This window comes from Aciditerrimonas ferrireducens (assembly GCF_023130475.1).
GTDB classification, from domain to species: Bacteria; Actinomycetota; Acidimicrobiia; order Acidimicrobiales; family UBA8190; genus Aciditerrimonas; species Aciditerrimonas ferrireducens.
Window position 1 is genome coordinate 1 of sequence record NZ_JAKHEX010000022.1, and the last position, 24,570, is coordinate 24,570.

Sequence of the window (24,570 nt, forward strand, 5' to 3'; positions counted from 1 at the left end):
AGCGGTGTTCATCCCCTTGATCTTCGTCATGAGCGGCCGCTGGCGGCCCCGCAAGGCCCGCGAGGACGCCGAAGCCCACGAACGCATGGTCGCCGCCGAGCTCGCCAAGCTCCACGCCGGCGGCAACCCCGAGACCGCCGGGACGGTGGCCTAGCCAGCGACCCGGACAGCGGCAACTAGGTGGCAGATGGGGCCCGGGGTCCAAGACCCCGGGCCCCATCGCGTCGGGCCGTTCGTCCACGAGCACCCCAAGGTGTCCCAACGGTCACCCCACCGCCGGTCAACCCGGCAGCGCCCCCCGTCGATGCTCCGCCATGGCCCGTCGGCGGTCCTGGTCGGTGCAGTACGCCAGCCAGTTCTCGAGCGAGCAGGCGCGCCTTGGCACCCAGCTGGCGGCCCTGGCCCTCTCGACAGCTGCCGTGGTGGACCTGACCATGGCTATCCCTCACGGGGTGCGGGTCGACTGGACCCTGGTCGCCATCGCCGGGGCCCTGGTTGCGGGGGCCATGGTCTACACCGCGGTGCTCGTCGTCCAGCTCCAGCGCAAGGGGGTGGTCGAGCCCCCGAGCTGGCCGATCCTGGTCTTCTCCCTGGCCTGCTTGGCCTCGACCGGGCTGGCGAACGTGGCCGGCGACGGCGCCCGGGAGCTCTACCTGCCGATCTTCGTGACGGTCCCGGTGTTCTGCGCGGTGAGCCTGAACGTGGCGGGTCGGCGGGTGATCGTGCTGGCCACCGTCGTCGCAGTGGCCAGCACCGAATGGGCCCTGCGCGTCCACCACGGTGCGGCCTACGTCTTGGCCGTCGTGGTCTACGCCTGGGTGGTCGTGGTGGTCGACGCCATCGCCGGCCTGGTCTTCGGGGTGTTGCGCGCCCGGAACGAGGCCCGGGGCGCCCTGCAGCGGTTGGTCGACGAGCTGGCCCCGGTCGAGGATCTCGAGGAGGGCATCGGGCGCTGTCTGGGCGGCCTCGGGCAGGTCCTGCCGGTGGATGCCCAGCTGCTGGCGGTCGACGCCGACGGCCGGGTGCGTCGGCGCTGGTCCTTGGCCGACGCCCAGCCGGCCTCGGGGGAGCCGCTGGCCGCCAGCCCCGAAGCCGCCACCGAGATCTCCAGCCGGGCGCTGAGCAGCTGGACCGCTGACCTCGCCGACCAGCTCGCCGGGGGCGATCCGGTGGTCCGTCGGGCCGCGTCGGGCGCGCCGGTGCTGGAACCGAGCCGCTGGGTCCTGCCGGTGGGCTTCGACGACGCCGGTCCCCTGGTCCTGGTCCTCGAGCACCGAGAACCCCTGGCCGGCTTCGCCCGCCAGTTCCCCCGGGAGCTGGCCGGTGCCGTCGGTGACGCCGTCTTGGGTGTCCTCACCCGCTTGTTCCACCTCGAGCAGCTCCGGCGGGCATCGGAGACCGACCCGCTCACCGGCCTGGCGAACCGTCGCCGACTGCACCGCGAGCTCGCCCAGGCCCTGGCCGTGGCGGCCCGCAGCGGCAGCCCTCTCTGCCTGGCCATGGTGGACCTGGACGCCTTCAAGGCCTTCAACGACAGCCGAGGCCACCTCGAGGGGGACCACCTGCTGCGGCTCGTGGCCGCCGTCCTGGCCAGCCGGGTCCGCAGCACCGACCTGGTCTGCCGTTACGGTGGCGACGAGTTCTGCCTCCTGCTCCCGGCCACCGACCAGGCTGGGGCCCAGGAGCTCCTCGAGGACCTTCGGGCCCTCGTGGCCGGTGCCGTGGCCGGCTCCGGGGTCACCGTCTCGGCGGGACTGGCCTCCTGGGACGGCCAGGAGTCGGCCGAGGACCTGCTGGACCGGGCCGACCACGCCCTTTACCAGGCCAAGCAGCGTGGTCGAAACGGCCTGGTGGTGGCCAGCCCGGTGCTCTGTGAGCCCTGAGCGATCCGGCACCAGGGCCGGGTAGCGTCGGGCCGTGCCGGCACCCGACCCGACGACCGCCGTCCCTCGACCCTGGCCTGAGCCCTGGGTCGCCGAACCCTGGGTCAGCGTCGAGGGCGCCGGCGGCCTGCCCCTGGCCGTGTACCGCTTCGGCGACGGACCGCCGGTCCTGGCCCTCCACGCCACGGGACTCTGCGCCGCCTGTCTCGAGCCCATGGCCCAGCAGCTGCAGCCGACCGCCAGCCTGGTGGCCTTCGACGCCCGGGCGCACGGCCGCTCGGGTCGGCCCGCCGACGGTGACCTCCGCTGGGAGCGGGCCGCCGAGGACACCCTCGCCGTCCTCCGGGCCTGCGGCCTCGAGGCGCCCGCCGGGTTCGGGCACTCCTTCGGCGGGGCGGTCCTGCTGCTCGCCGAGGCTGCCCGTCCCGGGACCTTCCGTCACCTGGTGCTCTTCGAGCCGGTGGTGCCGGCCCTGGCCGAACCGGTCCCCGGCGGCGTGCCGGACAACCGGCTCTCCCTCGGGGCGAGAAGGCGTCGGCGCCAGTTCGGATCCCGCGAGGAGGCCTTGGCGAACTTCGGGGCCAAGCCGCCCTTCTCAGGGGTCGACCCGCTGGCCTTGGCCCGCTACGTCGACAACGGCTTCGAGGTGACCCCCTCGGGAGGGCTGGCCTTGCGCTGCCGGCCCGAGGACGAGGCCGAGGTGTACGCCCTCGGCTTCGCCCACCGGGCCTGGCAGCTCCTTCCGGCGATCCGCTGCCCGGTCACGCTGGTCTGCGGCGAGCACACCGACGCCTTCGGCCCGGCCGCCTTGGAGGCCATGGCCGCTCGGCTGCCAGAGGCCGAGGTTGTCGTCCTCCCGGGCCTCGGCCACTTCGGTCCCCTGGAGGACCCGAGGGCGGTCGCTGGTGTCCTCCTTCGGGCCCTTGGCTCCTGAGTCGATACCACCGACAGCGACGGTCCGGGAACACCTCGCGTCTTCATCGGCTCGCAAGCCGATTCCCACGGTTCTCCAAGGCGCGCCCGGCAGGCTGGCCTCCCGTGCGTGCCGCCGACCAGCACCCCGAGCCGCGGGTCCGCCTGCTCGGCCACCGCCCGCCCCTCGACGGCATCCGGGCCCTCGCCTTCCTCGGTGTCTTCGTCGGCCATGCGGCGCTCGCGGCCGGCGGCGATCCCGGAGCGGTCGCCATGTTCGTCTTCTTCGCCCTCTCGGGGTTCCTCATCACCTCCCTGCTCGTGGGGGAGCGCTTCACGACCGGGCGGGTCGCCCTTCGCCGCTTCTACGGTCGCCGAGCCCTGCGGCTCCTCCCGGCCCTCTACCTCTTCCTGGCGACCTGGCTGCTCGTCATGCTGGTGGCTGGCGGCTTCCCCTGGGCCACGTCGGTCCCCCAGGGCGGGCCGGGCGGCCCCGAGCCCCTCCACACCGCGCTCCACGCCGTCTGGGTGGCCGCCTGCTACTTCATGAACTGGGCCGAGGTCCTGGCCCTGTTCCACCACTACATGGCCATCGGCCACCTCTGGTCCCTGGCCGTCGAGGAGCAGTTCTACCTGGTCTGGGCTCCCTTGGTGGTCGCGCTCTGCGCCTGGCGGCTCCGGGCGGTGACCGCAGCGGCCCTCGCCCTCGCAACCGGTTCCCTCCTCGAGGTGTTCCTCCTCTACCACCACGGCCAGGGCGAGCTCCGGGTCTACATGGGGACCGACACCCGGGCCGCCGCCTTCCTCCTCGGCGGCGCCCTGGCGGTGACCTGGGCCCGCGGCGGCCTGCGCTGGCTTGAACAGCAGGCACCGACCCTGGTCTTGGCCGGGCTGGCCGGCCTCGGCCTGCTCTGGGCTGCGGGCCCCTGGTCGGCTGCTGGGGCTGTGCTCGGCCCGACCAACGCCACCAGCGCCTTCCTGGCCCGCTGGGTGGTCGCCACCTTCGCTGCCCCGCTGCTCGTCCTGGCAGCGGTGACCCGACCGACCGGCCCCCTCGCCCGACTCCTCTCGGGTCGGCTCCTCGGCTACCTGGGCAGCCGCTCCTACGCCCTCTACCTCTGGCACTACGTCTTCCTCACCTGGTTCCGCTCGCTCGGCACGCCGGGCGTCGTGCTCGCCCTGGTGTCGACCCTGGCCGCCGCCGAGCTGTCCTGGCGGCTGGTCGAGCAGCGGGCCCTCGGCCTGAAGCGTCGCCTGACGAGCCTCCCCGACCCAGCCCCGACCCCCAGCCACCTGGCCCGCTGAGCTCGCCGGCCCCCAGCCGGGTCGGTGGCGGGGTCACAGCCCTCCCCTAGGCTGCGACCGTGCCACTGGCCGTCCCGCGATCGCTCACCCCCTCGAAGGTGGAGGCCTTCGGTCAGTGCCCCCTGGCCTTCCGCTTCCGGGTCCTCGACCACCTGCCCGAACCTCCGACCCGGGCCAGCCTGCTCGGCACCCTCGTGCATCGGAGCCTCGAGCTGCTCTTCTGGGAGCGGCCCGCGGGCCAGCGAACGCCTTCGGCCGAGGCGGAGGCCCTCGAGGCCGCGTGGGCGGAGCCGAGCTGGCAGGCCAGTCTCGCCATGTTGGCTCTCCCGGACGACGAGCAGCGGGCTTTGCGCGCGGAGGCCGCGGCGCTCGTCGGTCGGCTGCGGACGGTGGAGAACCCCGATGCGGCCGACGTGGTCGGCGTGGAGCTGACGGTCGAAGCGCCGGTGGAGGGGGTCCGCCTCCGGGGGGTCATCGATCGACTCGACCGCCAGGAGGACGGACGCCTGGTGGTGGTCGACTACAAGACGGGCCGGGTGCCGCCGGCCAGTGCTGACCAGGCCCGCCTCGCCGGGGTTCGGCTCTACGCCCTGCTGGTGGAGCAGGTCCTGGGGGTCGTGCCTGCGGCCGTCCGCCTGGTCTACCTGCGAGGCCCCGTGGTGGTCGAAAGCCCGGTGGACCAGCGCCAGACCGTCGCGACCCGCCGGCGGACCCTGGCCGTCTGGGCCGCCATCGAACGGGCCTGCGAGCGCGAGGACTTCCGGCCCCGACCCTCGGTGCTCTGCCGGTTCTGTGCGTTCCGGGACCGCTGCCCTGCCCAGGGCGCGCACCCGCTCAGCGCCTCGGGGTCGGCCTCGGCTCAGCCGCCGCTGCCCGGGGTTTGAAGGACCCCGCCGGTAGCCCCGTCGAGAACCGTGACGTTCGAGACCCGCCAGCCGGCCGCCGTCTTGACCAGGTCGAGCTGGAGCCGGAGGACGTCGGACTGGGGGCTGGAGAGCTTGTCGTTCGTGTAGCTCACGTCGACCACGGCGAAGCTCGAGGCCGTCGACCCGTTCACCTGCTCGACCGCCAGGGAACGGATCTGTCCCTGCTCGACGGCCTTGGCGCTGATGAGGGCGTCGCGCACCGGCGGGCTCCCGCTGTCGAAGAACGAGCGGGCTTGGTTGGCGAAACTCCCGGTCGAGGCGGCGAGCAGGTCGGTGATGCGCTGGTCGACGGTCTGGGGGGTGAGGTTCGTGAGGTCGAGGACGAAGGCTCGGCTGACCGCCTCGACCTGGCTGGTGGCCTGCTGGGTGCCCTCGAGGTTCGCCCAGGCCAGGCCGAACCCGATGGCGGCGAGGGCACAGAGCACGGCCGCGGCCAGGGCGGCGAGGAACGCCGAGCGCCGCACGGTCCGGGCGGTCCGGGGCCCGTCGGTTCCGCGGCCCGATCCCGGCTCATCGGCCGGACCGGCCTCGAGAGGCGATGGCCCCGACGCGCTCGCCCTCGGGTCCCCCTCGTCCGGCTCCTGCTCCAGGCCCTCGCCCGCCCGCTCGGCGCGGCGGCTGGCCACCGGGTCCTGGACCCGGCGAGGACGGCGCTCCCCGACCACGGCCACCCCGCCGCCGACCGGGCCGGCCAGCGACCCCCGTGCCGTGCCGTCCTCGTCGGGGGCGGTGCGGGACTCGTCCGTGGTCATGGTCTCCCTCCTTGCCGATGTCGCCGCATCCAAAGCCGATGCCGGGCACCCCGCCGCGCCTCGGCCACGGCCCGCTGGCCGGGTCGCGCGGCCTGAGCGACCCGGACATTGCGTCGGCGGGTCACCACCAGCATGACCCCCCCAACACCCCCTATTGCCACAATCAGTGGCCACAACGATACAGGACGCGTAGGAAGCTGGTCGGCGGTTGCGGTGGCCGTGCTGGCCGGGGCCGGCTGGATCTGGCCGGTGGCCGGAACGGACGCCTCGGCGGCAGTGGCCGGCACCAGGGTCCCCCCGTCCGCCGGGCGGAACCCGGGTTGGCTGACCGCCGGCACCCCGGGCCCGAAGGCGCTCTCACAGGCTGCTCCGGGTCGGATGGTGCCGAGGCCCTTCGGCGTGGCGTACTGCTCGGCCGGGGGGCTCTGGGGCGGCAGGAGGAGCCGTTCGCGGAACTGGACCTGGTCCTGGCGGGCCTGGTCCCCCGCCGTCAGGGCCTTCGCCGGCCCGGCTGGGGTGACCGCCTGGACGATCGAGAAGAAGGTGTGGTTCGTGGCCAGGAAGGTGGCCAGGTTGGAGAAGTTCGGCGAGCTGGACAGGTTGGTGACCGTGTCGGCCAGGTCGTGGACCAGGCAGCTCAGGTTCGCCCGGTTCTGGACCACCAGGTCGTTCCCGAGGGTCGCGGCCCCGGGGGCGCTCTGGAGGAGGTTCACCAGGTTCTGCTTCGTGGCCGCCAGCTCGGCCAGGAGGCTGGCCGTGGCCGCCAGGCCCTGCTGGAGGGCGCTGGCGTTGGCGGTGACCGTCTGGAGGACCGGCGGGGCGTTCTGGAGGAGCTGCTGGAACTGGTGCTGGTAGGCGAGGAACTCCTCGGAGAAGGCAGCCGAGGCGGCTGCGATGGTCCGCAGGTTGTCGGCCTGCCCGTTCACCGCCAGGGCCGCCTGCTCGAGGAGGCTGTTCAGGTCCCCCGGCGGGATGGCCTGGAGGAGGTGGGCGGCCTCGGCGACCAGGGTGCCGACGTTCGCCGGCTCGCTGTCGGGGGCCACCGGCAGGACCTCGCCGTTGAAGAGGTCCCGGTGCGCGAGCTCGGCGGTCGTCGTCACCCCACCGGGCGCTCGGGCCGAGCCGGCCAGGTCGGCCCCGCGATCGGGCACGAGCTCGATCTCCTGCTGGCCGAGGGTGTTGGCGATGACCACCCGGGCGGCCACGTCCGCGGGGACGTGCTCGCCAGGGTCGATGGTCATGGTGACCTTGGCGCCCGTTCGCACCAGGCTGATCCGGGAGACCGAGCCGACGACGATGCCGTCGTAGGCCACCGAGAAGCCGGGGGTGAGGCCAGCAGCGCTCGGCAGGACCGTGGAGACGGTGGTGGTGGGGGCAAAGGGGTTGCCGAGGAGGTCGAAGACCCCGTAGGCCACGAGGGCCAGGGCCACGAGCCCGAAGACCACGAGGTTCACGAGGACCCGGCGGGTGACCCTCACGACCCACCTCCGTTCGGGGTGCAGGTGTTCGTCGGCGCGTTGCCCTCGCCGAGGCCCGGCACGCCGCAGACGATGATGTTCTGGAGGATCTGGACCTCATGCTGGTAGGTGGCGCTGGCCAAGTTGGTGTTGGCCGTCGGCACCTCCTGGAGGAGCTGCGCGAGCGCCGCTTGGTGGGCCGCGAGCTGCGAGGCCGTGGCTTCCAGCGCGGCCACCTGGTCCTCGATGTCGGGCAGACCGGTGTCCAAGATGGCCCGAGTCTGGGTGGCCAGGGTGTCGAGGGACCGCAGGAGGCTCACGAACTGGTTCGACTGCTGGGCCAGGACCGAGGTGGCCTGGGCCAGCTGGGACACCGCCGCCGCGTCCTGCTGCGCGTTCGGGGCGAGCCCGGCGGAGAAGGCGTCGAGGCGGTCGATGAGCTGACGGATCTGGGTGGTCTGGGTCTGGTACCCGGCGAGGACGGTGCCGAAGTCGTCGAGGAGGGAGCGGATGGTGCTCCCCTGGCCGCCGAAGGCTACGGCGCTGTTGTCGATCAGGGAGCTCAGCTCGGCGGCCGAGATGGCCCCGAAGACCTCGGTGCCGCTCTGCACCAGCTCCTGGAGGCCGGGCACCACCTCGGTCCGGGCGATCCGCTGGTGGTTCGCCAGGAGGCCCACCGGTCGGCCCTCGGGCACGAGGTCCACCACGTACTGCCCCAGGATGGTCGTCTGCTCCAGCTCGGCGGTCACGTTCGCCGGGACCTCGGCGCTGCGGCGGACCGCCATGGTGACCAGGGCCCGGTCGCCGTCCAGGTGGATGCCGGTGACCTGCCCGACGTTCACGTCGGCCAGCTGCACCGAGGCCCCGGTGGTCAGGCTGTGGACGTCGGAGAACACCGCCGAGACCGTCAGCGAGCCGTTCCCCGATCCCCCGCTGGCGCATGCCGTCAGGCCGACCCCGGCGAGCAGCAGCGCCGAGAAGGCGCCGAGGACCCGCCACCCGCACCGCCGAGCCCTCCCGGCTTGGATGCCGACCCGGCCGCTCACCACGCACCCCCGATCGGCAGCAGTGCCCCCAAGAGGCTCTGCAGCAGGCCGCCGAGCAGCCCGCCGCCGCTCGAGGGCGGCGCCACCGGGGCAGCCGGGTGGAGCGCCGTCGGTGCCTCGACCGAGTCGGCGCTCGACCCGGTCCCGCTCGTGGCCCCGCTGGTGGCCCCGGCTGCGGCCAGTTGGCTGGGGCTCAGCTGGCTGAGGGCGCCGCGCTGGCTGCTCGAGAGGCCGGGGATCTCGGCCAGGCCGTCGTTCAGCAGCTGCTGGGCGCTCGGCGCCGACGGCGCCTGGCCGGCCAGGAGCTCGGGCACCAGGCCGAGGATGGGGTCGAAGAACCCTGAGGCCGGGTTGCCGCAGGTGCTGAGGGTGCTCTTCTCCTGGCTGGAGAGGCCGCTCGAGTGGTTGGCCAGGACCCGCCGGCAGATGGAGGCGAGGAGGTCCCGCACCAGCCCGACCTCCTGCCCGGCAGTCTCGTTGCCGTCCAGCTGGATGTTGAGGTTCAGCCAGTTGTGGACCGGGTCGTAGGCCCGCTGGGCGCCGGCGAAGAGCCGGTCCGAGGAGGAGAGCAGCTGGTCGAGGGTCGGCAGGTTGCGGTCCAGGGTCCGCCCGACCTGGGTGATGGTGGCGATGTCCTGCTGGAGGGGCACGAGGTTCGGGGAGAGGAGGAGGGCGAGTTGCTGGCTCATCTGGGCGAGGGCCTCGATGGCCTGGGCCAGGGGCTGGCGGTTGGCGTTCAGCACCCCGGCCACCGTGTCGTAGTCCTGCAACAGGGTGGTCAGCTGGCTGGTCTGCTGGCGCAGCGTGCCGGTGATGGCCGCCAGCGAGCCGTCCAGCTGGCCCAGCTGGTTGCCTTTCTGGGCGAGCAGGGAGAGGGTGCCGGCCCCTTGCTCGATGAGGGTCCGCAGCGCCAGGCCCTGGCCGGCCAGGTCCTGGGCCAGGCTCGAGACCGTGCCGCCGACCGCCTGCGGGTTGATCTGCCGGAGGGCGGTTTGCAGCTGGACGAGCAGCTGGTTGATCGAGACCGGCACCACCGTCCGGCTCTCGGGGATGGTGCTGCCCGGCGCGAGGCTCGGCCCGCCTTGGTAGCCGGGGCCGAGCTCGACCGACGGCGTGCCGAGGACCTGGGGGTTCACCAGGGTGGCGTCGACGTCGGCCGGGAGTCGCACCCCGGGGTCGAGGTGGAAGGTGACGAGCACGGCGTTGCCGTCGGGCTCGACCTTCGTGACCGTCCCCTCCCGGACCCCGAGCACCTCGACGGGGTTCCCGGTGTAGAGGTTGTCGGCCGAGGCGAAGACGGCCCGCATGGTGCTGCCGCTCCCCCCGCTGCCGCAGGCGGCGAGGCCCAGGCCCGAGAGGGCCAGGACCAGCGGCCCGACGAGGACCGACAGGAGCCGGCGCCGGGCTTGGCGGCTCATCCGAGACCTCCGAGAAGCCCGCCGAGGACTTGGCCCAGGGGGGTGAGCAGCACGTTGGCGCCGTTGGTCTCGTTGCTCGTCCCTGTGCCGCCGTTCGAGGACCCGCTCGTCGCCCCGGCGCTCGTGCCCTGGCCAGCGGTGACGGCCTGGCTGGCCGGCGTCGAGCTGCTCGGCGTCGCCGACATCACCGGCCCCGAAGTCGAGGTGATCGGTGGCCCGACCCGCTCGCTGCAGGGCAGGGGGTCGGGCCCCAGGGTGGCTCGCAGCACCGAGCTCACCACGCTGTCGCAGCTCCCGAGCAGCTCGTTCACGCCGGTGGAGCCCAGGACGTCGAAGTAGATGTTCGCCCAGGGCAGCGGGGTGGACCCCGAATAGCCGATGGAGGCGAACCCGGTGATGGCCGAGTCGAGGTAGGAGACCGCTTCGGCCAGGTCGTCCTGGTGGGCGGCGACCACCCCGAGGACGCTCTGCAACCGGTCCAGGAGCTGCTGCAGCTGGGGCCGGTTCTGGCCGATGAGACTGGCCGTTTGGGAGGCCAGCTGGTCGGTGTCCTGGATCAACGAGGCCAGCTGCCCCGAGCGATCCGCCAGGCCCTGGACCACCTGGGTCAGGCTGGCCACCACCCCGGAGAGCTGCTGGTCGTGCTGGGCGACCGTGGCCGAGAGGCGTTGGGCGGCGTCGATGAGCTGGCTCACCTCGCTGCTGCGGGCGTCGATCACCCCGGTGAAGCGGTCCAGGCCGCTGATGATCTGCGCCACCTGGGCCTCCTTGCCCTTGGCGATGTCGGCCACCGCGGTGAGCAGCTGGTTGAGGGCGTGGACGTCGGACTGCTCCAGCAGTCGGCCGCCGGTGTTCTCCACGTTCTGGAACTCCACCGGCACCGAGGTGTCGGTGATGAGGGCCCCGTTGCGCAGCGGGTGGTCCCAGCCCGAGAGGGGCTGGAGGGCCACGTCGAGCACGCCGAGCACGGTCTCCACCTCGATCGCCGCCGCGGTCTGCGCCGGCAGGGTCACCGACCGATTCACCGACATGGTGGCCAGCACGCTGTTGCCGTCGAGGCGAACCGACCGGACGGTGCCCACCTGCACCCCGGCCACGGTCACCGCCGCCCCGGGTCCGAGGCCAGCCGCGTTCGAGAAGCGGGCCTCGACGGTGTAGGTCGAGGTGAAGATCGAGCGGTTCAAGAAGAAGACGCCGGCCGCGAGGGCCACCATGACGGCGACGGCGACGGCCCCGATCCGACGGGGGTTCCGTTCGGTGAACGCCTTCATCCGGCCCCTCCCCCGCTCAGGGCGCCGGCGAGGGGCAGGTTCGCCAGGCCCGAGAGGGCCTGAAGGCCGCTCGGCCCGAGGGCGCTCGTCGGGGCCCCCGACCCGCCGGTGCCCGAGGTGCTGGTGGCCGAACCGCTCGAGGTGCCGAGACCGGGCAGGGCCGGGAAGCTGAGCGGCGGGCTGCCGAGCGGTCCGGAGCCGGCGGGGGGACTGGTCGGGTCGTAGTAGCTGCAGACCTGCTCCCCGGCGAGGCACGTGTAGACCGCCCGGACCTGGAACCACTGGCCATAGTTCGAGATGAGCGTGTAGGGGGCCAGGCCCTGCCCGATGGTCGAGAGCCCCTTGGCCAGGCTGCCGTCGTTCGCCTCGATGGTGCCCGCCACTTGGTCGAGCTGGCCGATGGAGGCCGAGAGGTCACCCCGGGTGTGGGCGACGAGCTCGGCGATCTCCTTCGCCGCGGTGGCGAAGTTCCCGATGGTCTGGTCCAGGAGGCCGTTGTTCTGGGCGAGGGACTGGCCGATGGTGTCGAGGTGGTCGATCAGCTGGGCCACGTCGGCGCTGCGCTGCGAGAGGGCCGTGAAGACCTGGTCCAGCTGGGAGATCACTTGGCCGACCTGGCCGTTCAAGGAACCCAAGGTGGAGGAGACCGAGGCGGCCGAGTCGATCAGCTGGTTCAACTGGGCCTCGTTGCCCGAGAGGGCCTGGGCGAAGGCCACGACCACCTTGTTCGCCTCCTTCGGCTGGACCGCCGAGAGGACCGGCTCCAAAGCGTCGAGGAACGCCCCGATGTTCGGGCTGGCTACGTCCTGGCTTGCCGGGATGGTCGCCCCGGGCCGGAGGTCCACCGGCGAGGTCCCGGGGTAGAGGTAGAGGTACTGGTTGCCGATGACGTTCTGCCACTGCATCCCGACCTTCGTGTCGCTCGGGAGCTTCACCCCTCGGTTCACCGAGAAGGTCACGTCGGCCAGGCCGTGGCGGACCCGGATGCTGTCGACCTCCCCGACCGTCACCCCCGCGATCTTCACGTCGGCCGCCGGCTGGAGGCCCGTGGCGTCGGTCAGCACCGCGTGGTACCGGACACGGTGGGCGAAGAACTGGATGTTGCCGAGCTTCGCGGCCAGGACGGCCACGATGAGCAGGCAGGCCAGGGCGAAGAGGACGACCTTCAGGGTCACGCCCCGCAGGAGCCCCGAGCGGCGGGCCGCCTGGCGGAGCCGGCCGAGGAAGCGGCCGCCGTCCCCCGGGCCGACGAGGGCCAGGCTCACAGCAGGCCCCCCAGGACGGACTTCAAGACGTCGGTCGAGGACGACGACCCGCTGGCCGCCGGCGTCGAGCCCTGGCTCGCAGCGGCGCCGCTCGGAGCGCTCGAGCTGCTTTGGCCGCCGTTCGAGCCGCTGGTCGAGCCGATGCTCGAGGCCGGCACGGGCTGGCCGAGGATGCCGTAGAGCTGGGTCGAGAGGTGCCGGGCAGCCTGGGCCACCGAGGGCGTGGACGTGGCGCTCGAACCGTCGACCACGGGGTTCGTCGGGCTCGGGGCGCCGCAGTCGATCAGGCTGCCCACGCCCGTCAGGGCCTGCTGGAGCGGGGCGAGAAACGAGACGTTGGGCAGCTGGGGGTGCAGCAGGGAGCAGACCAGCTGGGTGATGCTGCCCAGCTCGACGAAGATGTCGAAGTAGCCGAAGTGGGTGCCGTTCGGCAGGGTCTCGGCCGGGTCCACGGCGTTGGCGAACTTCGCCTCGTAGACCGTGAGCCCGTCGATGAGCTGGCCCAGGTCCTGCTGGTCGGCCACCACGAGCCGAGCGATGTCGTCGCCCTGGGCGAGGAGCTGGTCGATGTCCGGCCGGTAGCCCGAGAGGAACTGGCTGAGGTTGTCCGCAAAGGGGGCCACGTCGGCGAGCAGCTTGGCGTAGGCCGCCCGGTTGGCCACCAGCGTGGGGAAGAACTCGTTCGAGGCTGTGCTGATGGCGTTCAGCGACCCCGCGGTCGGTTCGATCGCCCCGGCGAAGCCGTTCAGGGCGTCGAGCGCGGTGAGCTGGGCGGGGAGGGTCTCGTCGAGGAACGCCGCCAGCTTGGCCCCCTCGTCGATGCTCCGGGCGATGGTCGGTCCCTCGCCCTTCGCCGCCTCGGCCAGGTTCGCCAGGACGGTCTCGAGGTTCTCGGTGTTCACCTGGTTCAAGAGGGGCTCAGCGGCAGCGAAGAGGCCGTTGAGTCCGGGCTGCACGCTGGTCAGCCGGATTCGCCCGCCGGCGGGGAGCGCCGGGGCGCCGGTGCCGGCCGGGAAGGACAGCGCCACCTCGTCGGCCCCGAAGACGTTGATCGGCTCGATGGTGGCCCTGGCGTCCCTCGGCACCGTGAAGCTCGGCTCGATGGCCATGGTCACCAGGGCCCGGCGGTCGACCAGCCGAACGCTTTGGACCCGGCCCACCTGGACGCCGCGGTAGACGACCTCGGCGCCGGGGAACAGGCCGTGGCTGGCCTCGGGGAACGAGGCCGTAAGGGCATAGTCGCCGCTGAAGTCCCCGTTCGAGAACCGCAGCACCACGTCGACCGCCGCGACGGCCACTGCCAGGGCCACGAGGGCGACCAGCAGCCGGGACCACCAGTGCCGGGGCCTCATCCGACCAACCTCGCCGTCACGTTCACCCCGCCGAAGAGGAGGAAGGTGAGGAGGAGGTTCAGGACCACCACCGAGATGATCGAGGCCCGGATGGCCCGGCCGGCCGCCACCCCGACGCCCGCCGGCCCGCCGCTCGCCCGGTAGCCGTAGTAGCAGTGGATCATGACCACGACGACCGTGAAGACCATGGCCTTCACGAACGAGTAGGCGATGTCGATGGGCGGCAGGAAGAGGTGGAAGTAGTACTGGTAGACACCCGGCGAGAGGCCGAAGAACAGGGTCACGACCAGCTGGGTGGCGATGAAGCTGGCGAAGAGCGCCGCCAGATAGAGGGGGATCATGCAGATGAGGGCCGCCCAGATCCGAGTCGAGACGAGGTAGGTGAAGCTGTCGACGCTCATGACCTCCAAAGCGTCGATCTCCTCGGAGATCCGCATGGCGCCGATCTGCGCCGTGAAGCCCGCCCCGACCTGAGCCGCCAGGGCCACCCCGGCGACCAGGGGGGTGATCTCCCGGGTGTTGGCCAGGGACGAGATGACGCCGGTGAAGGCCTGGGCCCCGATCTGCTGCAGCCCGGCATAGCCCTCCAGGCCGACCTCGGTCCCGGTGAAGAACGAGATGCTCATCACCACGAAGAACATCCCGCCCCCTACGATGAGGGCCCCGGGCCCGATGGCGATCTCGGTCAGCAGCGCCAGGATCTCCTGGCGGTGCCGGAGGCCCTTCGGCAAGGTCCAGAGCGCCTTCAGGTAGAAGAGCACCTGGTCGGCGATCAGGCTGACCGTCGCGCCGACCTGCTCGCCGACCCCGTGGACCCGCCGGCCGAGCCGGGTCGCCACAGGGGTCCGCGGCGTCGCCGGCGGGCCCGCAGGCGCGCTGGGGGGCGCCGCAGTGACGACCGCCGCGCCGGCGGCCTCGGGAGGCGGGGGAGGGGGTGCCGGCGCCATCAGATCCCCTTTTGCGGGATGAAGTTGAAGTAGAACACCGTGAGGACGAAGTTCACGACGAAGGCCAGGATGAAGGTAATGACCACCGCCTGGTTCACCGCGTCGCCGACGCCCTTCGCGCCCCCCTTGGCGTAGAGGCCCTTGTAGCAGGCCACCATGGCGGCGAGGAAGCCGAAGACCGCGGCCTTGAACAGGGCGATCCAGAGATCGGCCAGCTGGGCCAGCTCGGAGAAGGTGGCGAAGAAGCTGGCCTGGGTGATGTGGATCGAGTGGACGCCCAAGTAGAGGCCGCCGAGGATGCCCGCCGCGCTCACCACGGCGTCCAAGAGCACCGCCACCACCGTGGCGGCCACCAGCCGGGGCAGGACGAGGCGGTGGATGGGGTCGATGGCCATGACCCGCATGGCGTCCAGTTCGTCGCGGATCTTGCGCGACCCGAGGTCGGCGCACATGGCCGAGCCCCCCGCCCCGGCGATCAGCAGGGCGGTGGCCACCGGGGCCTCCTCGCGGACCACGGCCAGGACCATGGCGGCCCCCAGCTGGGACTGGGCCCCGATCTGCTGGAGGAGCTGCCCGACCTCGAGGGCGATGACCATGCCGAAGGGGATGGACACGAGGATCAGGGGCAGGGTCGTGACCCGGGCCAAGAACCAGCACTGGTCGAAGAACTCGGCGATCGGCATGCCCCGGCGGAACAGCTGCCGGAGCGCCTCGAGGCCCATGGCGAACATGGCCCCGACCTCACCGAGGGCGGTGCCCGCCTTCTGCCCGATCCGGCGCCCGACCTGCTCCGTGGCCCCCAGGGGGCTGCTCAGGCCTGCCACCTCGGCTCCCTCTCCTCTCCCAGTCCCGAACCTGCGGTCCTGAACGTGCGGTCCTGGTCCTGGGCCGGCCGCCCAGGATCCAAGCGGTCGAGGGGGAAGCCCGACGGCGCCCCCCTCCGCCGTCCTGCACCCTTGGGAACGCTCGAGGTCCCCCAACCTTGCGGTCCACGATCCCCGCGGACCGTGCCGGCCGTTGTGCCAGCGCAGAGCGTCAGCCGGCCGAGCGCCGCTACAGGCCGCCCAGCAAAGAGCCCAGGGTGCCGGTCACTCCCTGCACGAGCCCACCCACGGCGCTGCCGACCGAGGCCACCGCCTGGCCTGCGGCGCTGCTGCCGCTTCCGGACGCCGGGTCGTTGGTGCTGGTGGTCCCCGCTGCGCTCCCGGCGGCGCTGCTCGAGGACCCGGTGGATCCGAGCACCCCGGAGAGCCCCTGGGTCACGGACCCCACCACCGACCCGACCGTCCCCGTGACTCCCTGCACGAGCCCCGAGACGGTGCTGCCGAGCGCGCCGGCCAGGCCACTGCTCGACGAGGTGGCCGTGCCGGCCGAGGTCGAGCTCCCCGACGACGAGCTCCCCGACGAGGAGGCCCCCGAGGAGGAAGAGCCCGAACCGTCCGTCTGGGCTACGGACCGAGGGGGCGCAGCACTCGTCCCCGAGGCCGAGCCGCTCCCCGTGGTCGTCACCTCGGGGAGGACCCGCGGATCGGCTCCAGCGGACCCTCCCGAGAGGGGCGTGCCGGTCGAGATCCTCGGTTGGACCGGCGGGCGTTGCGAGCTCGTCTGGTGACCCACACCGCTGGCTCGACCGGCCCGGGCCGAGGAGACCGGGAGCGGGGCGAGAGCTGCCACATCGGCGGCGCGGAGGACGGCGGCGCCAGAGGCTCCGGCCAGCGGCCGGACCACGGGACGGCCGGCGGCGGCCAGCGGCTCGGCCGATGGGGGCACGCCCTGCCACGCGCCCCCGATCCAGGCGCCGACCACCAGGCTGGCCGCACCCCCTGCGAGCACGATCCCGGCGCGCCGGCCCCGGTGGCCGGCCCGGGGGACTGCGCCGGTGCTGGTCGCTTCGACCAGCGGTGCTTCGTGTGGTGCCGCCGAGCCGGCATGGGCCGCCGGGGACAGGAGGTCCCGGAGGACCTGGGCGATGACGTCATCCGACACGATTGGCCTCCCAGGAGGTGATGACGAGGGTCGTGCCGTGCACGGCCTCAGTCACGGTCATGGCATAGCGACCGGGAGCCGAACCCCCGGCCAGGGGCAGGGTGGTCTGGAGGGTGACGGTCTGGGGCTCGTCACCGCTGGCCTGGATGGTCACGTTCAGCGGACTGGCGTCCGAAAGGAGCGGCTGTGCGCCGACGAGAGCAGGAGGCATGGCCAGACCCGGAGCCACCGAGGCCCACCAGGCCTGGTCGTCTCGCTCGGCGGCGTGATAGCCGCCGAAGTAGTCGGCCAGGGCCGCCACCTGGACGGCCAGGGGACCCGGCGACTGGGACCAGGCCTGCGAGGGCGACCCGGTGATGCGCAAGGTACCCATGGGCTCCTCGTTCTGGGTCAGGGCCAGGCCCGTGGCCGCCAGGGCCGGGCTGGCCGAGGAGCGGTAGGCCACGGTGGCCGTCGGGCCGACCACCGGCGCCGGCTTGCCGACCGAGATCCCGACCTCTTGCGCCTCGACCACGTAGCGGTCCGGCGTGAACCACAGAGCGTCGGTGGGCCAACAGGTGTCGAGGTCCAGGCCGCTCCCCGGCACGGCGGGCAGCGGAGCCCCGTCGTGGACGATCTGGTGCCCCACCACCCGGAAAGTGACGGTCACGCAGCCCGACTGGTACTGGAGCGTGTCGCCCGGTTGGAGCTGGTCGATCCGGGCGAAATAGCTCACGTCGTGGGCCAGCAGGGCTGCCGTGCCCGGCTGGCCCGGCCAGGGCGAGCCGTCGAAGTGGCCGACGGCCACGGCCAGCACGGCGTCGCTCGTGCCGCTCTCCACGGGAGCCTGGACCCCCAGGGAGGGGATGTCGAGCACCCCGGCCAGCTGCCCGTCGAGGACGGGGGTGACCTGCGTCCCGCTGCAGCTGCCCCCTGGCTCCTCCGAGGCTCGGTCCACCGTCCGGGCTTGCTGCAGCAAGGTGGCCTGGCCCCGCCTGAGGTGGAGCTCCCACCCCAGGCGGTAGCCGAGGACACCGAGGGCCCCCCAGACGAGCACCAGGCCGAGCACGACCCGGGCTCGCCGTGTCATCGCCGTGCCGACCGGGCGAGGAGCCGGGCCAAGCGGCCGCTGCGACGCAGCCGGGGCCAGCCGAGCAGCAGGCCGCCGAGACCCGCCGCCCCGGCCAGGTACGGCAGGGAACCCGCCCACCAGGCCCCGGTGTGGACGCTGGTGGCACTGGTCACCTGGGCACCGGTGGGGCTCGTGGTGACCTGGCTGGTCACCCCGGTGCTCGAGCTGCCCCCGCCAGGGCTGGTCTTGGGCGGGGTCGCTGTCCCGGTCCCCCCGGTCACGCTGGCCGAGCCGAGGTTCAAGAGGATGCCGCCGTTCACCCCCTTCAGCAGGTCGATGCTGGCCCCCTCGGCTTGGGCGCTCGAACCCTGCACCGAGGTGGAGCCGAGGTCCACCACGGTCTCGAGGGGCGTGCCGGCCAGCAGGGTCTGGGCCTGGCCCGGGGCGAGGGAGATCTGCTGGCGGAACCCGGGGATGTTGAGGTCGATGGTGGCCAGGGCCGCCGTCGCCGAGGGCGTCCAGCTCGACCCGTCGTAGCTGTCCGAGGCGCTGGCCGGGGCGACCTGGATCTCGATGAGGGGCGCCGCGTAGGTACTCGGGTCGCTCACGCAGGCGGTCAGGCTGGCCGCGTCGCAGCCGACCCCGGGCAGGATGGCGACGTCAGCGGTCGACCCGCTGGCGCTGGCGGTCGCGGTCCCCGAGTCCGTGCCGTTCACGTTGGCGCTGACCGGCCCGAGGTGCACCGTCACCGTCTGGGTCAGCGTGTTCGTGGCGCTCGACGCCACCCGCTGGACGTTGACCAGGGTCTGGCAGAGGCCTTGGATGAGGTTGCCCAGCAGGCCCGAGAGCGGGGTGCTGCTCCCCGAGCCCGTGCTGCTCGGGGTGAAGCTCAGCCCACTGCCGCTCCCATTGGCCGATCCGCTCAGACTGCCGCCCAGACCGCCCGTCAGACCGCTGGTCAGGCCCGAGAGGGGGTTGCCCGACCCGCCGAGCCCGCCGAGCAACCCGGTCAGCCCCGAGAGCGGGTTCGAACCCGATCCACCCAGGCCGAGCGAGCCGAGCACCTGGGTCAGCGGGTTGCTCGAGGATCCCAGGCTGCCGAGCAGGCTGCTCAAGGGGTTGCCGCTCGAGCCGCTCGACGAGCTGGTCACGCTCGGGCAGCTGGCCGTGCCGGTGCCCAAGGGGGTGGCGTTCAACTGGCCGAGGAGCTGCTCAAGGCCGTTCACGAGGGTGTTCCCCCCGCTGCTCAGGATCTCGCCCAGCAGCCCCGTGACCGAGGCGTCCACGCCGGTGACCCGGCCCTCGGCGCTCCCCGAGGGCACCCCAGCGCTCGACAGGCTGGCCGAAGCCCCCGCGCAGGCCAGGCCCAGGCTGGCCCCCACCGGGGTCCCCGCCGGCGTCCCCCCACCCTGGGTGCAGGTGTAGGGCTCGTCCTTCGAAGCGCCGTCCGCGTTCGCGCTCGCCGACACCTGCTCGACGAGTCCTGGGGTCAAGGTGGCCGAGCCGCTGGCTTGGACCGAGGGGGCCGTGGTGTCCACGGCCACGGTGGCACTGGCCCCGGTCAGCTCGGTGCCGAACAGGTCGATCTGCGCCCCTTGCCCGGTGGCCTGGGCGGTGTAGGCCGGCGTGGTGGCGGCGTGGGCCGCCGGGAGGGCCACCGCGCCCACCCCCACCAGGCCGAGGGCTGCACCGCTCAGGGCCACCAGGGCCCGTCTCGGCCACCCGGCCCGTCTGGCACCTCCCGCCTGCGGCTGCCTCCCGATCCCCTGCTCGTCGTGTCGCATCTCGGTCCCTCCAGGCTCGATCTGGTCGTCTGCCGGGTCGGACCGGCCCCCCGAAATGACCCCGCTGGGCGTGGTCTGGATGCCGGCCGAAGTTGCCCGACGGGGGAACCGCGCAGCGTGGGCAACCTTGCGGTCGGTCGAACATTTTTTTCCGAGGCGTCGCGCAAGCCGTCACCTCGTTCCAGTTGCAAGTGGAGCGAAACAGCATAAGCACACATGAAAAGAGTGAGAGTATCAACGTCCTGGGCCGAATTTCGCTGTTCTTGTCACGCTCCGTCTCTGCCGTTCGGTGACGAGATGGGGTAGGATGACGACAAACCAGAGACCGAGCGTGGTCGCGGGTCGCTCCCACGACCGCTTCCCCGACCACCTCGGCGACGGAGGCCGGCAGACCACGGCGCAGGATGCGCCCGAGCGCAGGGGGTGCGGGGGGTGACGGTGCTCACGACGAGCAGGGCCGCCGGGCCAGGGCGGGTGGACGACGTGGACCTCGAGCGCGACCGGGTCCTGGTCGAGCGGGCCCAGGCCGGGGACCAGGCCGCCTTCGACCTGCTCTACCAGCGCTACTACCGACGGCTGCTGCGGTTCTGTCTGCAGCGGCTCCACGACATCCACGAGGCGGAGGACGTGACCCAGGAGGCCTTCGCCCGGGCCTGGCGGGCCCTGCCGACCTTCGGCGGGGAACGCCGGTTCTACCCCTGGTTGTCCGTCATCGCCGCCCACCTCTGCACCGACGTCCTCCGGCGCCGGCACCGGGCGACCCCGATGGCCGAGCTGGAGCGGACCCGGGACCTGCCGAGCCAGGACGACGACGGCGAGACCCGGCTCCTTGCGGCCGCCGAGACCGACCTCGTGGCCCAGGCGTTCCAGCGCCTCTCGGACCGCCATCGCCGGGTCCTCGAGCTGCGGGAGGCCTCGGGCCTCTCCTACCAAGAGATCGCCGACCACGAGGGCGTCGGGGTCAGCACCGTCGAAGCCCTGCTCTGGCGGGCCCGGCAAGCCCTCAAGCGGGAGTTCAGCGCCGTGGCGGGCACCGGTGGCCGGCTGGCCGGTGTGCTGGCTGGGCTCCTCGGCCTGACGGCCCTGCGCCGCTGGCTGCGCAGCCTTGGACGCCTCGCCCACCACGTGGCCCAGCAGCCGCTCTTCCAGGCCACGGCAGCGGTGTCCACCGCCGCTGCCCTCGGCGCGGGGGTGGTGCTGGGCACCGGGGTCCTGGGGAGCCCGACACCCCACCACGCCGCCCCCGCCACGGCGGCGCCGTCCCCAGGGACGGGGGTGGCACCTAGCGGTCTGGCTGCTCGGACTCCGACCGTGCGTTCGATCCCGAAACCGGGGACCGCGCAACAAGGGGCCGGGACCGCCGACCAGGCGGCCGCCGGTCGACAATCTGCGGGGAGGACCAGCCCGAGCGAGCCGGCGAGCACTTCAACATCCTCGGCGTCGCCGGCCAGCGGAACCACGAACGGGGCCGGAAGCTCGCTCAGCCAAGGCCTCGCGGCCACGACCTCGGGGCTCGCCGCCACCGCGGGCGGCCTGACCCAGACCCTCGGTCACACGGTCGGCAACCTGGTCGGCACGCTCGATGGGAGCCAGAGTCTTGCCGGCACCGTCTCGGGGCTGACCTCGGGCCTGGGCTCGACGGTCGAGGGCCTCGGCTCGACGGTGAGCGGCCTCGGGAGCACCGTGAGCGGCACGACGAGCGCCCTGGGCGGGACGCTCAGCAGTCTGGGCGGCCCGCTCGAGGGGGTCACGAGCGCCGTCGGATCGACGGTGCAGCAGGCAGGGTCCACGGTCGGCCAGGTCGTGGGCGCCCTCGGGTCGACGGTCAGCACCGTCGGCTCGGCGGTGAGCGCAGCGGGGAGCCAGCTGACCCGCTCGGCCAGCGGGAGCGGCACGACGCCGACCACTTCGGGGAGCTCGGGCAGCTCGCTCGGATCGACGCTCGGCACGCTGAGCTGCACGACCGAGTCCCTGGTCGGTGGCCTGCTGGGGGGCACCACGAGCAGCTGCGGTTAGATCGGCGAAGGACGTCCATGACGTGGCGACGACGACGCTTCGAGCCCGAACCGGCGACGGCGGCGGAACCCGGGACGATCGAGAGCAGCGCTGAGACACCGGCAAGCCGGGGACCTCGGCCCCCTGGTCCGCTCGCCGACGCGCTCGCAGACCTCCAACCGGGCGCAAACGGGCCGGCGGACCAGGCCGGGGCGGGCGAAGCCCCAGGGGCCGGCGGTGACCCGCCTGGGACCGCAAGCCGAGCCGACTCGGAGCGTTCCTCCCATGTGCGCACCACCACCCCGACCCTCGTCCAGCCCCCGGCGATCATCTCGATCCAAGGGGTGACGAAGCGGTTCGGCTCGCACACCGTCCTGCAGGACATCTCCTTCGACGTGCCCCGGGGGAAGACCACCGCCGTCCTCGGCCCCTCGGGCACCGGGAAGTCGGTCCTGCTGAAGGTCATCATCGGTCTGCTCAAGCCCGAAGCCGGCCAGATCCTGGTCGACGGGGAACCGATCGTGGGGGTCCGGGAGCGCGACGTCTACCGCATCCGGCGGAAGTTCGGCGTGCTGTTCCAGGACGGAGCCCTCTTTGGGTCGATGTCCCTCTACGACAACATCGCCTTCCCCCTTCGGGAGCACACGCACAAGACCGAGCGCGAGATCCGGGCCACCGTCCTGCAGAAGGCCGAGCTGGTGGGTCTCGTGGCCCACCTCCACAAGCTGCCCGGGGAGGTCTCCGGGGGGATGCGGAAACGAGCCGGCCTGGCTCGGGCCCTGGTGCTGGACCCCGAGATCATCCTCTTCGACGAGCCCGACTCCGGTCTCGACCCGGTCCGGGTGGCCTACTTGGACGAGCTGGTGAACACCGCCCAGCAGGAGACTGGCGCAACCTTCTTCGTCATCACCCACAACATCGAGTCGGTCATGCGCACCGCGCACTACATCGGCCTGCTCTTCCGCTCCCGGCTCGTGGCCTTCGGGCCGAAGGAGCAGATGGTGGCCGACCCCAACCCCATCGTCCAGCAGTTCCTGGCCGGCCGGGCCGAAGGCCCCATCGGCATGGACGAGATGGCCGACGCCGACACCCCGAGCACCCAGGGCCCGTCCTCAGGCGTCGGGTCGCCGGTCACCGCCACCCTTCCCCTGCGGGCGGCCGCCGGGCGGAGCTGAGCCCCGGGCCTCCCGGGGCCACGCCGTGGAACGGCCTGCCTGAACCGTTTTGTTCGGCTGCCCTATGATCGCTGGGGTGCCAGCGAGGGCGAGCCAGAAGCCTGCCCGCACCGGCCCCCCCGGCTGGCGTTTCCAGGCCGTGGTGGCCGGGCTCGGCATCCTGGTCTCCAGCTACGACCTCGGGGCCATCTCGGTCGCCTTCGACCCCCTCCGGCACCGCTGGCACCTCAGCACCCCGGTGCTCAGCACCCTCGGCACGCTGACGCTCCTCGGCATGCTGGTCGGCTCCCTCGTCACCGGGGTCCTCGCCGACCGCTACGGCCGGCGCCGGCTGGTCGTGGCCGACGTGGTCCTCTTCGTGCTCGCCGCCACCGCCGCAGCCCTGGCCCCCGACTTCGGGGTGCTGGCCGCCGCCCGGCTCGCCACCGGCCTCGCCTCGGGGGCCGACTTCGCCGTGGTCTTCCCCTTCGTCGCCGAGACCGCGCCCGCGCAGGCCCGGGGCCCGACCATGGCGTGGATCATGCTGACCGCCAACTTCGGCACCCTGGCGGCCTACGGCGCCGGCGCACTCTTCTTGCATCTCGACCCCGCCGAGGGCTGGCGGGTCGTGCTGGGCCTCGGGGCCCTCCTCGCCCTGCCTGTCGTACTCCTGCGTGGCCAGCTCGTCGAGTCGCCCACCTGGGACGTGCTGCGGCTCCCCTCGGTTCGCCAGATCCTCGCCGAGACCCGCCGGGGGCTCCGGCACGACGGCCTGCTGGCCTCGACCGCAGCGACGTTTTCGTACCAAGTGGGCGACCAGGGCCTCGGCCTGGTCCTGCCCCTGCTCCTCGCCGGAGTCCTCGGCACGACCGCGGCGTCCGGCGCCCTGGCCGCCACCGCCGTGAAGGCGGTGACGATCCCGGCAGCCCTGCTCACGGTCCTCGGCATCGAGCGGCTCGGGCGCCGGCACCTGCAGGTCGCGGGCTTCGTCCTGCGGGCCCTCTGCCTCGGCGGGCTCGGCGTCTGGCTGCTCGAGGCCGGGCCGCACGTCCCGGCGGTGGCCGTCGGCGCCCTGCTGGCCGCCGCCTACTTCGTGGGCGCCGCCGGGCCCGACAAGGTCACCGTCATCGGCCCGGCCGAGGCCTTCGACACCACGGTGCGCAGCACCAGCCAAGGCCTCAGCCAAGCCGGGGGCCGGCTGGGCGGCATCCTCGGGGTCACGGGCTACGGACTCTTCGCAGCCCTCGGCGGACCCGGCGCGGGTCTCCTGCTCTTCGCCGTCGCCGCCGCCTTCGGGGGGCTGGTCTCCCGCTGGGCCCCCCTGGCCGAGGGGACAGCGGGGCCCGACGAGCGCACCCCTGCGCCGACCCCGGTACCGAGCGCTCACCGGGCAAGCTGGTCCCGTGGAAGACCACGCTGAGGCCTACGAGGCCCGCTTCGCCGCCCTGGCGGCCCGGGGCCAGTACCTGCACGGCGAGGCCGACCTGGTGGACCGGCTCCTCGGAGGCCCGCCCGCCCGCGTCCTGGACGCCGGCTGCGGGACGGGCCGGGTGGCCATCGAGCTGGCCCGCCGGGGCTACGAGGTCCACGGCGTGGACCGGGACCCCCAGATGCTCGCCGTCGCCCGCCGCAAGGCGCCCGACGTGCCCTTCCTCCTGGCCGACCTGGCCGACCCGGCCCTGGCCGAGGGCCTCGCCCAGCAGCCCTTCGACCTGGTCGTCCTGGCCGGCAACGTGCTCTGTTTCCTGGCGCCCGGAACCCTCCCGGCGGTGGCCGAGACGGTGGCCGCGGCCCTGGTCCCCGGCGGCCGGTTCGTCGCCGGTTTCCAGCTGGCCACCGGCGCCCGTCCCTCAGCCGGGCTGCTCGGCCCGTTCCACCCCCCAGCTCGGCGCGAGGCGGAAACGGCCTTCGAAGCGGCCGGTCTGGACATCGAGGATCGGCTGGCCACTTGGGAGGGCGAGCCGTTCGACGGCTCGGGCGACTACCTGGTGCTGCTCGGTCGTCGACCCTCGGCCGACCCTGACGGCCCTCGGCCCTGACCAGACCGCGGTCCGCTCTCCGATGAT

At 73.0% G+C, this 24,570-nt stretch carries 20 protein-coding genes; 9 read left to right on the forward strand and 11 right to left on the reverse strand.

The features are described 5' to 3' along the window. Positions 1 to 314: 314 nt before the first annotated feature. The 4 genes from Acit_RS10655 to Acit_RS10670 all read left to right on the forward strand — a co-directional run bounded on the left by Acit_RS10655 (position 315) and on the right by Acit_RS10670 (position 4,984). On the forward strand, positions 315 to 1,883 hold the full coding sequence (locus Acit_RS10655) for a GGDEF domain-containing protein (protein ID WP_248108925.1): 1,569 nt from the start codon (positions 315 to 317) through the stop codon (positions 1,881 to 1,883). Between the two features lie 34 nt (positions 1,884 to 1,917). Next, entirely contained in the window at positions 1,918 to 2,817 is a 900-nt protein-coding gene (locus tag Acit_RS10660) for an alpha/beta fold hydrolase (RefSeq protein WP_248108927.1), read from the forward strand. A gap of 104 nt (positions 2,818 to 2,921) precedes the next feature. Next, a complete protein-coding gene (locus Acit_RS10665) occupies positions 2,922 to 4,100 on the forward strand; it encodes an acyltransferase family protein (protein ID WP_248108929.1) in 1,179 nt (392 codons plus the stop codon). 59 nt (positions 4,101 to 4,159) lie between these two features. Then, positions 4,160 to 4,984 (forward strand): RecB family exonuclease, encoded by an 825-nt coding sequence (locus Acit_RS10670; RefSeq protein WP_248108931.1) that lies wholly within the window; start codon positions 4,160 to 4,162, stop codon positions 4,982 to 4,984. Here the strand turns inward: Acit_RS10670 and Acit_RS10675 are convergent. The 9 genes from Acit_RS10675 to Acit_RS10715 all read right to left on the reverse strand — a co-directional run bounded on the left by Acit_RS10675 (position 4,960) and on the right by Acit_RS10715 (position 15,265). Further along, a complete protein-coding gene (locus tag Acit_RS10675; RefSeq protein ID WP_248108932.1) occupies positions 4,960 to 5,778 on the reverse strand; it encodes a hypothetical protein in 819 nt (272 codons plus the stop codon). The two genes, Acit_RS10670 and Acit_RS10675, sit on opposite strands and share 25 nt — an antisense overlap. Then, entirely contained in the window at positions 5,775 to 7,256 is a 1,482-nt protein-coding gene (locus Acit_RS10680; protein ID WP_248108934.1) for an MlaD family protein, read from the reverse strand. The genes Acit_RS10675 and Acit_RS10680 overlap by 4 nt, the downstream gene beginning before the upstream one ends. Next, the gene (locus tag Acit_RS10685) at positions 7,253 to 8,281 is read right to left on the reverse strand and encodes an MCE family protein (RefSeq protein ID WP_248108935.1); all 1,029 of its coding nucleotides are present in this window, start codon (positions 8,279 to 8,281) and stop codon (positions 7,253 to 7,255) included. Before Acit_RS10685 ends, Acit_RS10680 begins: the two co-directional genes overlap by 4 nt. Further along, positions 8,278 to 9,699, reverse strand: coding sequence for an MCE family protein (locus tag Acit_RS10690; protein WP_248108936.1), 1,422 nt, complete (start codon positions 9,697 to 9,699; stop codon positions 8,278 to 8,280). The genes Acit_RS10685 and Acit_RS10690 overlap by 4 nt, the downstream gene beginning before the upstream one ends. Beyond that, positions 9,696 to 10,970, reverse strand: coding sequence for an MCE family protein (locus tag Acit_RS10695; protein ID WP_248108937.1), 1,275 nt, complete (start codon positions 10,968 to 10,970; stop codon positions 9,696 to 9,698). Before Acit_RS10695 ends, Acit_RS10690 begins: the two co-directional genes overlap by 4 nt. Next, entirely contained in the window at positions 10,967 to 12,235 is a 1,269-nt protein-coding gene (locus Acit_RS10700; RefSeq protein WP_248108939.1) for an MlaD family protein, read from the reverse strand. Before Acit_RS10700 ends, Acit_RS10695 begins: the two co-directional genes overlap by 4 nt. Continuing rightward, complete coding sequence (locus tag Acit_RS10705; protein WP_248108941.1) at positions 12,232 to 13,587, reverse strand: MCE family protein; 1,356 nt, start codon at positions 13,585 to 13,587, stop codon at positions 12,232 to 12,234. The genes Acit_RS10700 and Acit_RS10705 overlap by 4 nt, the downstream gene beginning before the upstream one ends. Continuing rightward, complete coding sequence (locus Acit_RS10710; protein WP_248108943.1) at positions 13,584 to 14,426, reverse strand: MlaE family ABC transporter permease; 843 nt, start codon at positions 14,424 to 14,426, stop codon at positions 13,584 to 13,586. Before Acit_RS10710 ends, Acit_RS10705 begins: the two co-directional genes overlap by 4 nt. 107 nt (positions 14,427 to 14,533) lie before the next feature. Beyond that, complete coding sequence (locus Acit_RS10715) at positions 14,534 to 15,265, reverse strand: MlaE family ABC transporter permease (protein WP_376746049.1); 732 nt, start codon at positions 15,263 to 15,265, stop codon at positions 14,534 to 14,536. 350 nt (positions 15,266 to 15,615) lie between these two features. Between Acit_RS10715 and Acit_RS10720 the strand changes: the two genes are divergently transcribed. Continuing rightward, positions 15,616 to 16,146, forward strand: coding sequence for a hypothetical protein (locus Acit_RS10720; protein ID WP_248108945.1), 531 nt, complete (start codon positions 15,616 to 15,618; stop codon positions 16,144 to 16,146). A gap of 363 nt (positions 16,147 to 16,509) precedes the next feature. Here Acit_RS10720 and Acit_RS10725 read toward each other — a convergent pair whose 3' ends face one another. Both Acit_RS10725 and Acit_RS10730 read right to left on the reverse strand, forming a co-directional pair. Next, a complete protein-coding gene (locus Acit_RS10725) occupies positions 16,510 to 17,589 on the reverse strand; it encodes a class D sortase (protein WP_248108946.1) in 1,080 nt (359 codons plus the stop codon). Continuing rightward, a complete protein-coding gene (locus Acit_RS10730; protein WP_248108947.1) occupies positions 17,586 to 19,274 on the reverse strand; it encodes a hypothetical protein in 1,689 nt (562 codons plus the stop codon). Before Acit_RS10730 ends, Acit_RS10725 begins: the two co-directional genes overlap by 4 nt. Before the next feature lie 513 nt (positions 19,275 to 19,787). On the opposite strand from Acit_RS10730, the gene Acit_RS10735 reads away from it, so the two are divergent. The 4 genes from Acit_RS10735 to Acit_RS10750 all read left to right on the forward strand — a co-directional run bounded on the left by Acit_RS10735 (position 19,788) and on the right by Acit_RS10750 (position 24,543). Next, entirely contained in the window at positions 19,788 to 21,371 is a 1,584-nt protein-coding gene (locus Acit_RS10735) for a sigma-70 family RNA polymerase sigma factor (RefSeq protein WP_248108949.1), read from the forward strand. A 266-nt stretch (positions 21,372 to 21,637) separates the two neighbouring features. Continuing rightward, on the forward strand, positions 21,638 to 22,525 hold the full coding sequence (locus Acit_RS10740) for an ABC transporter ATP-binding protein (protein ID WP_248108951.1): 888 nt from the start codon (positions 21,638 to 21,640) through the stop codon (positions 22,523 to 22,525). 76 nt (positions 22,526 to 22,601) lie between these two features. Next, positions 22,602 to 23,924 (forward strand): MFS transporter, encoded by a 1,323-nt coding sequence (locus Acit_RS10745; RefSeq protein WP_248108952.1) that lies wholly within the window; start codon positions 22,602 to 22,604, stop codon positions 23,922 to 23,924. Further along, positions 23,908 to 24,543 carry a class I SAM-dependent DNA methyltransferase gene (locus Acit_RS10750; RefSeq protein ID WP_248108954.1) on the forward strand — a complete coding sequence of 212 codons (636 nt, stop codon included), beginning with the start codon at positions 23,908 to 23,910 and terminating at the stop codon, positions 24,541 to 24,543. Before Acit_RS10745 ends, Acit_RS10750 begins: the two co-directional genes overlap by 17 nt. Positions 24,544 to 24,570: the final 27 nt, after the last annotated feature.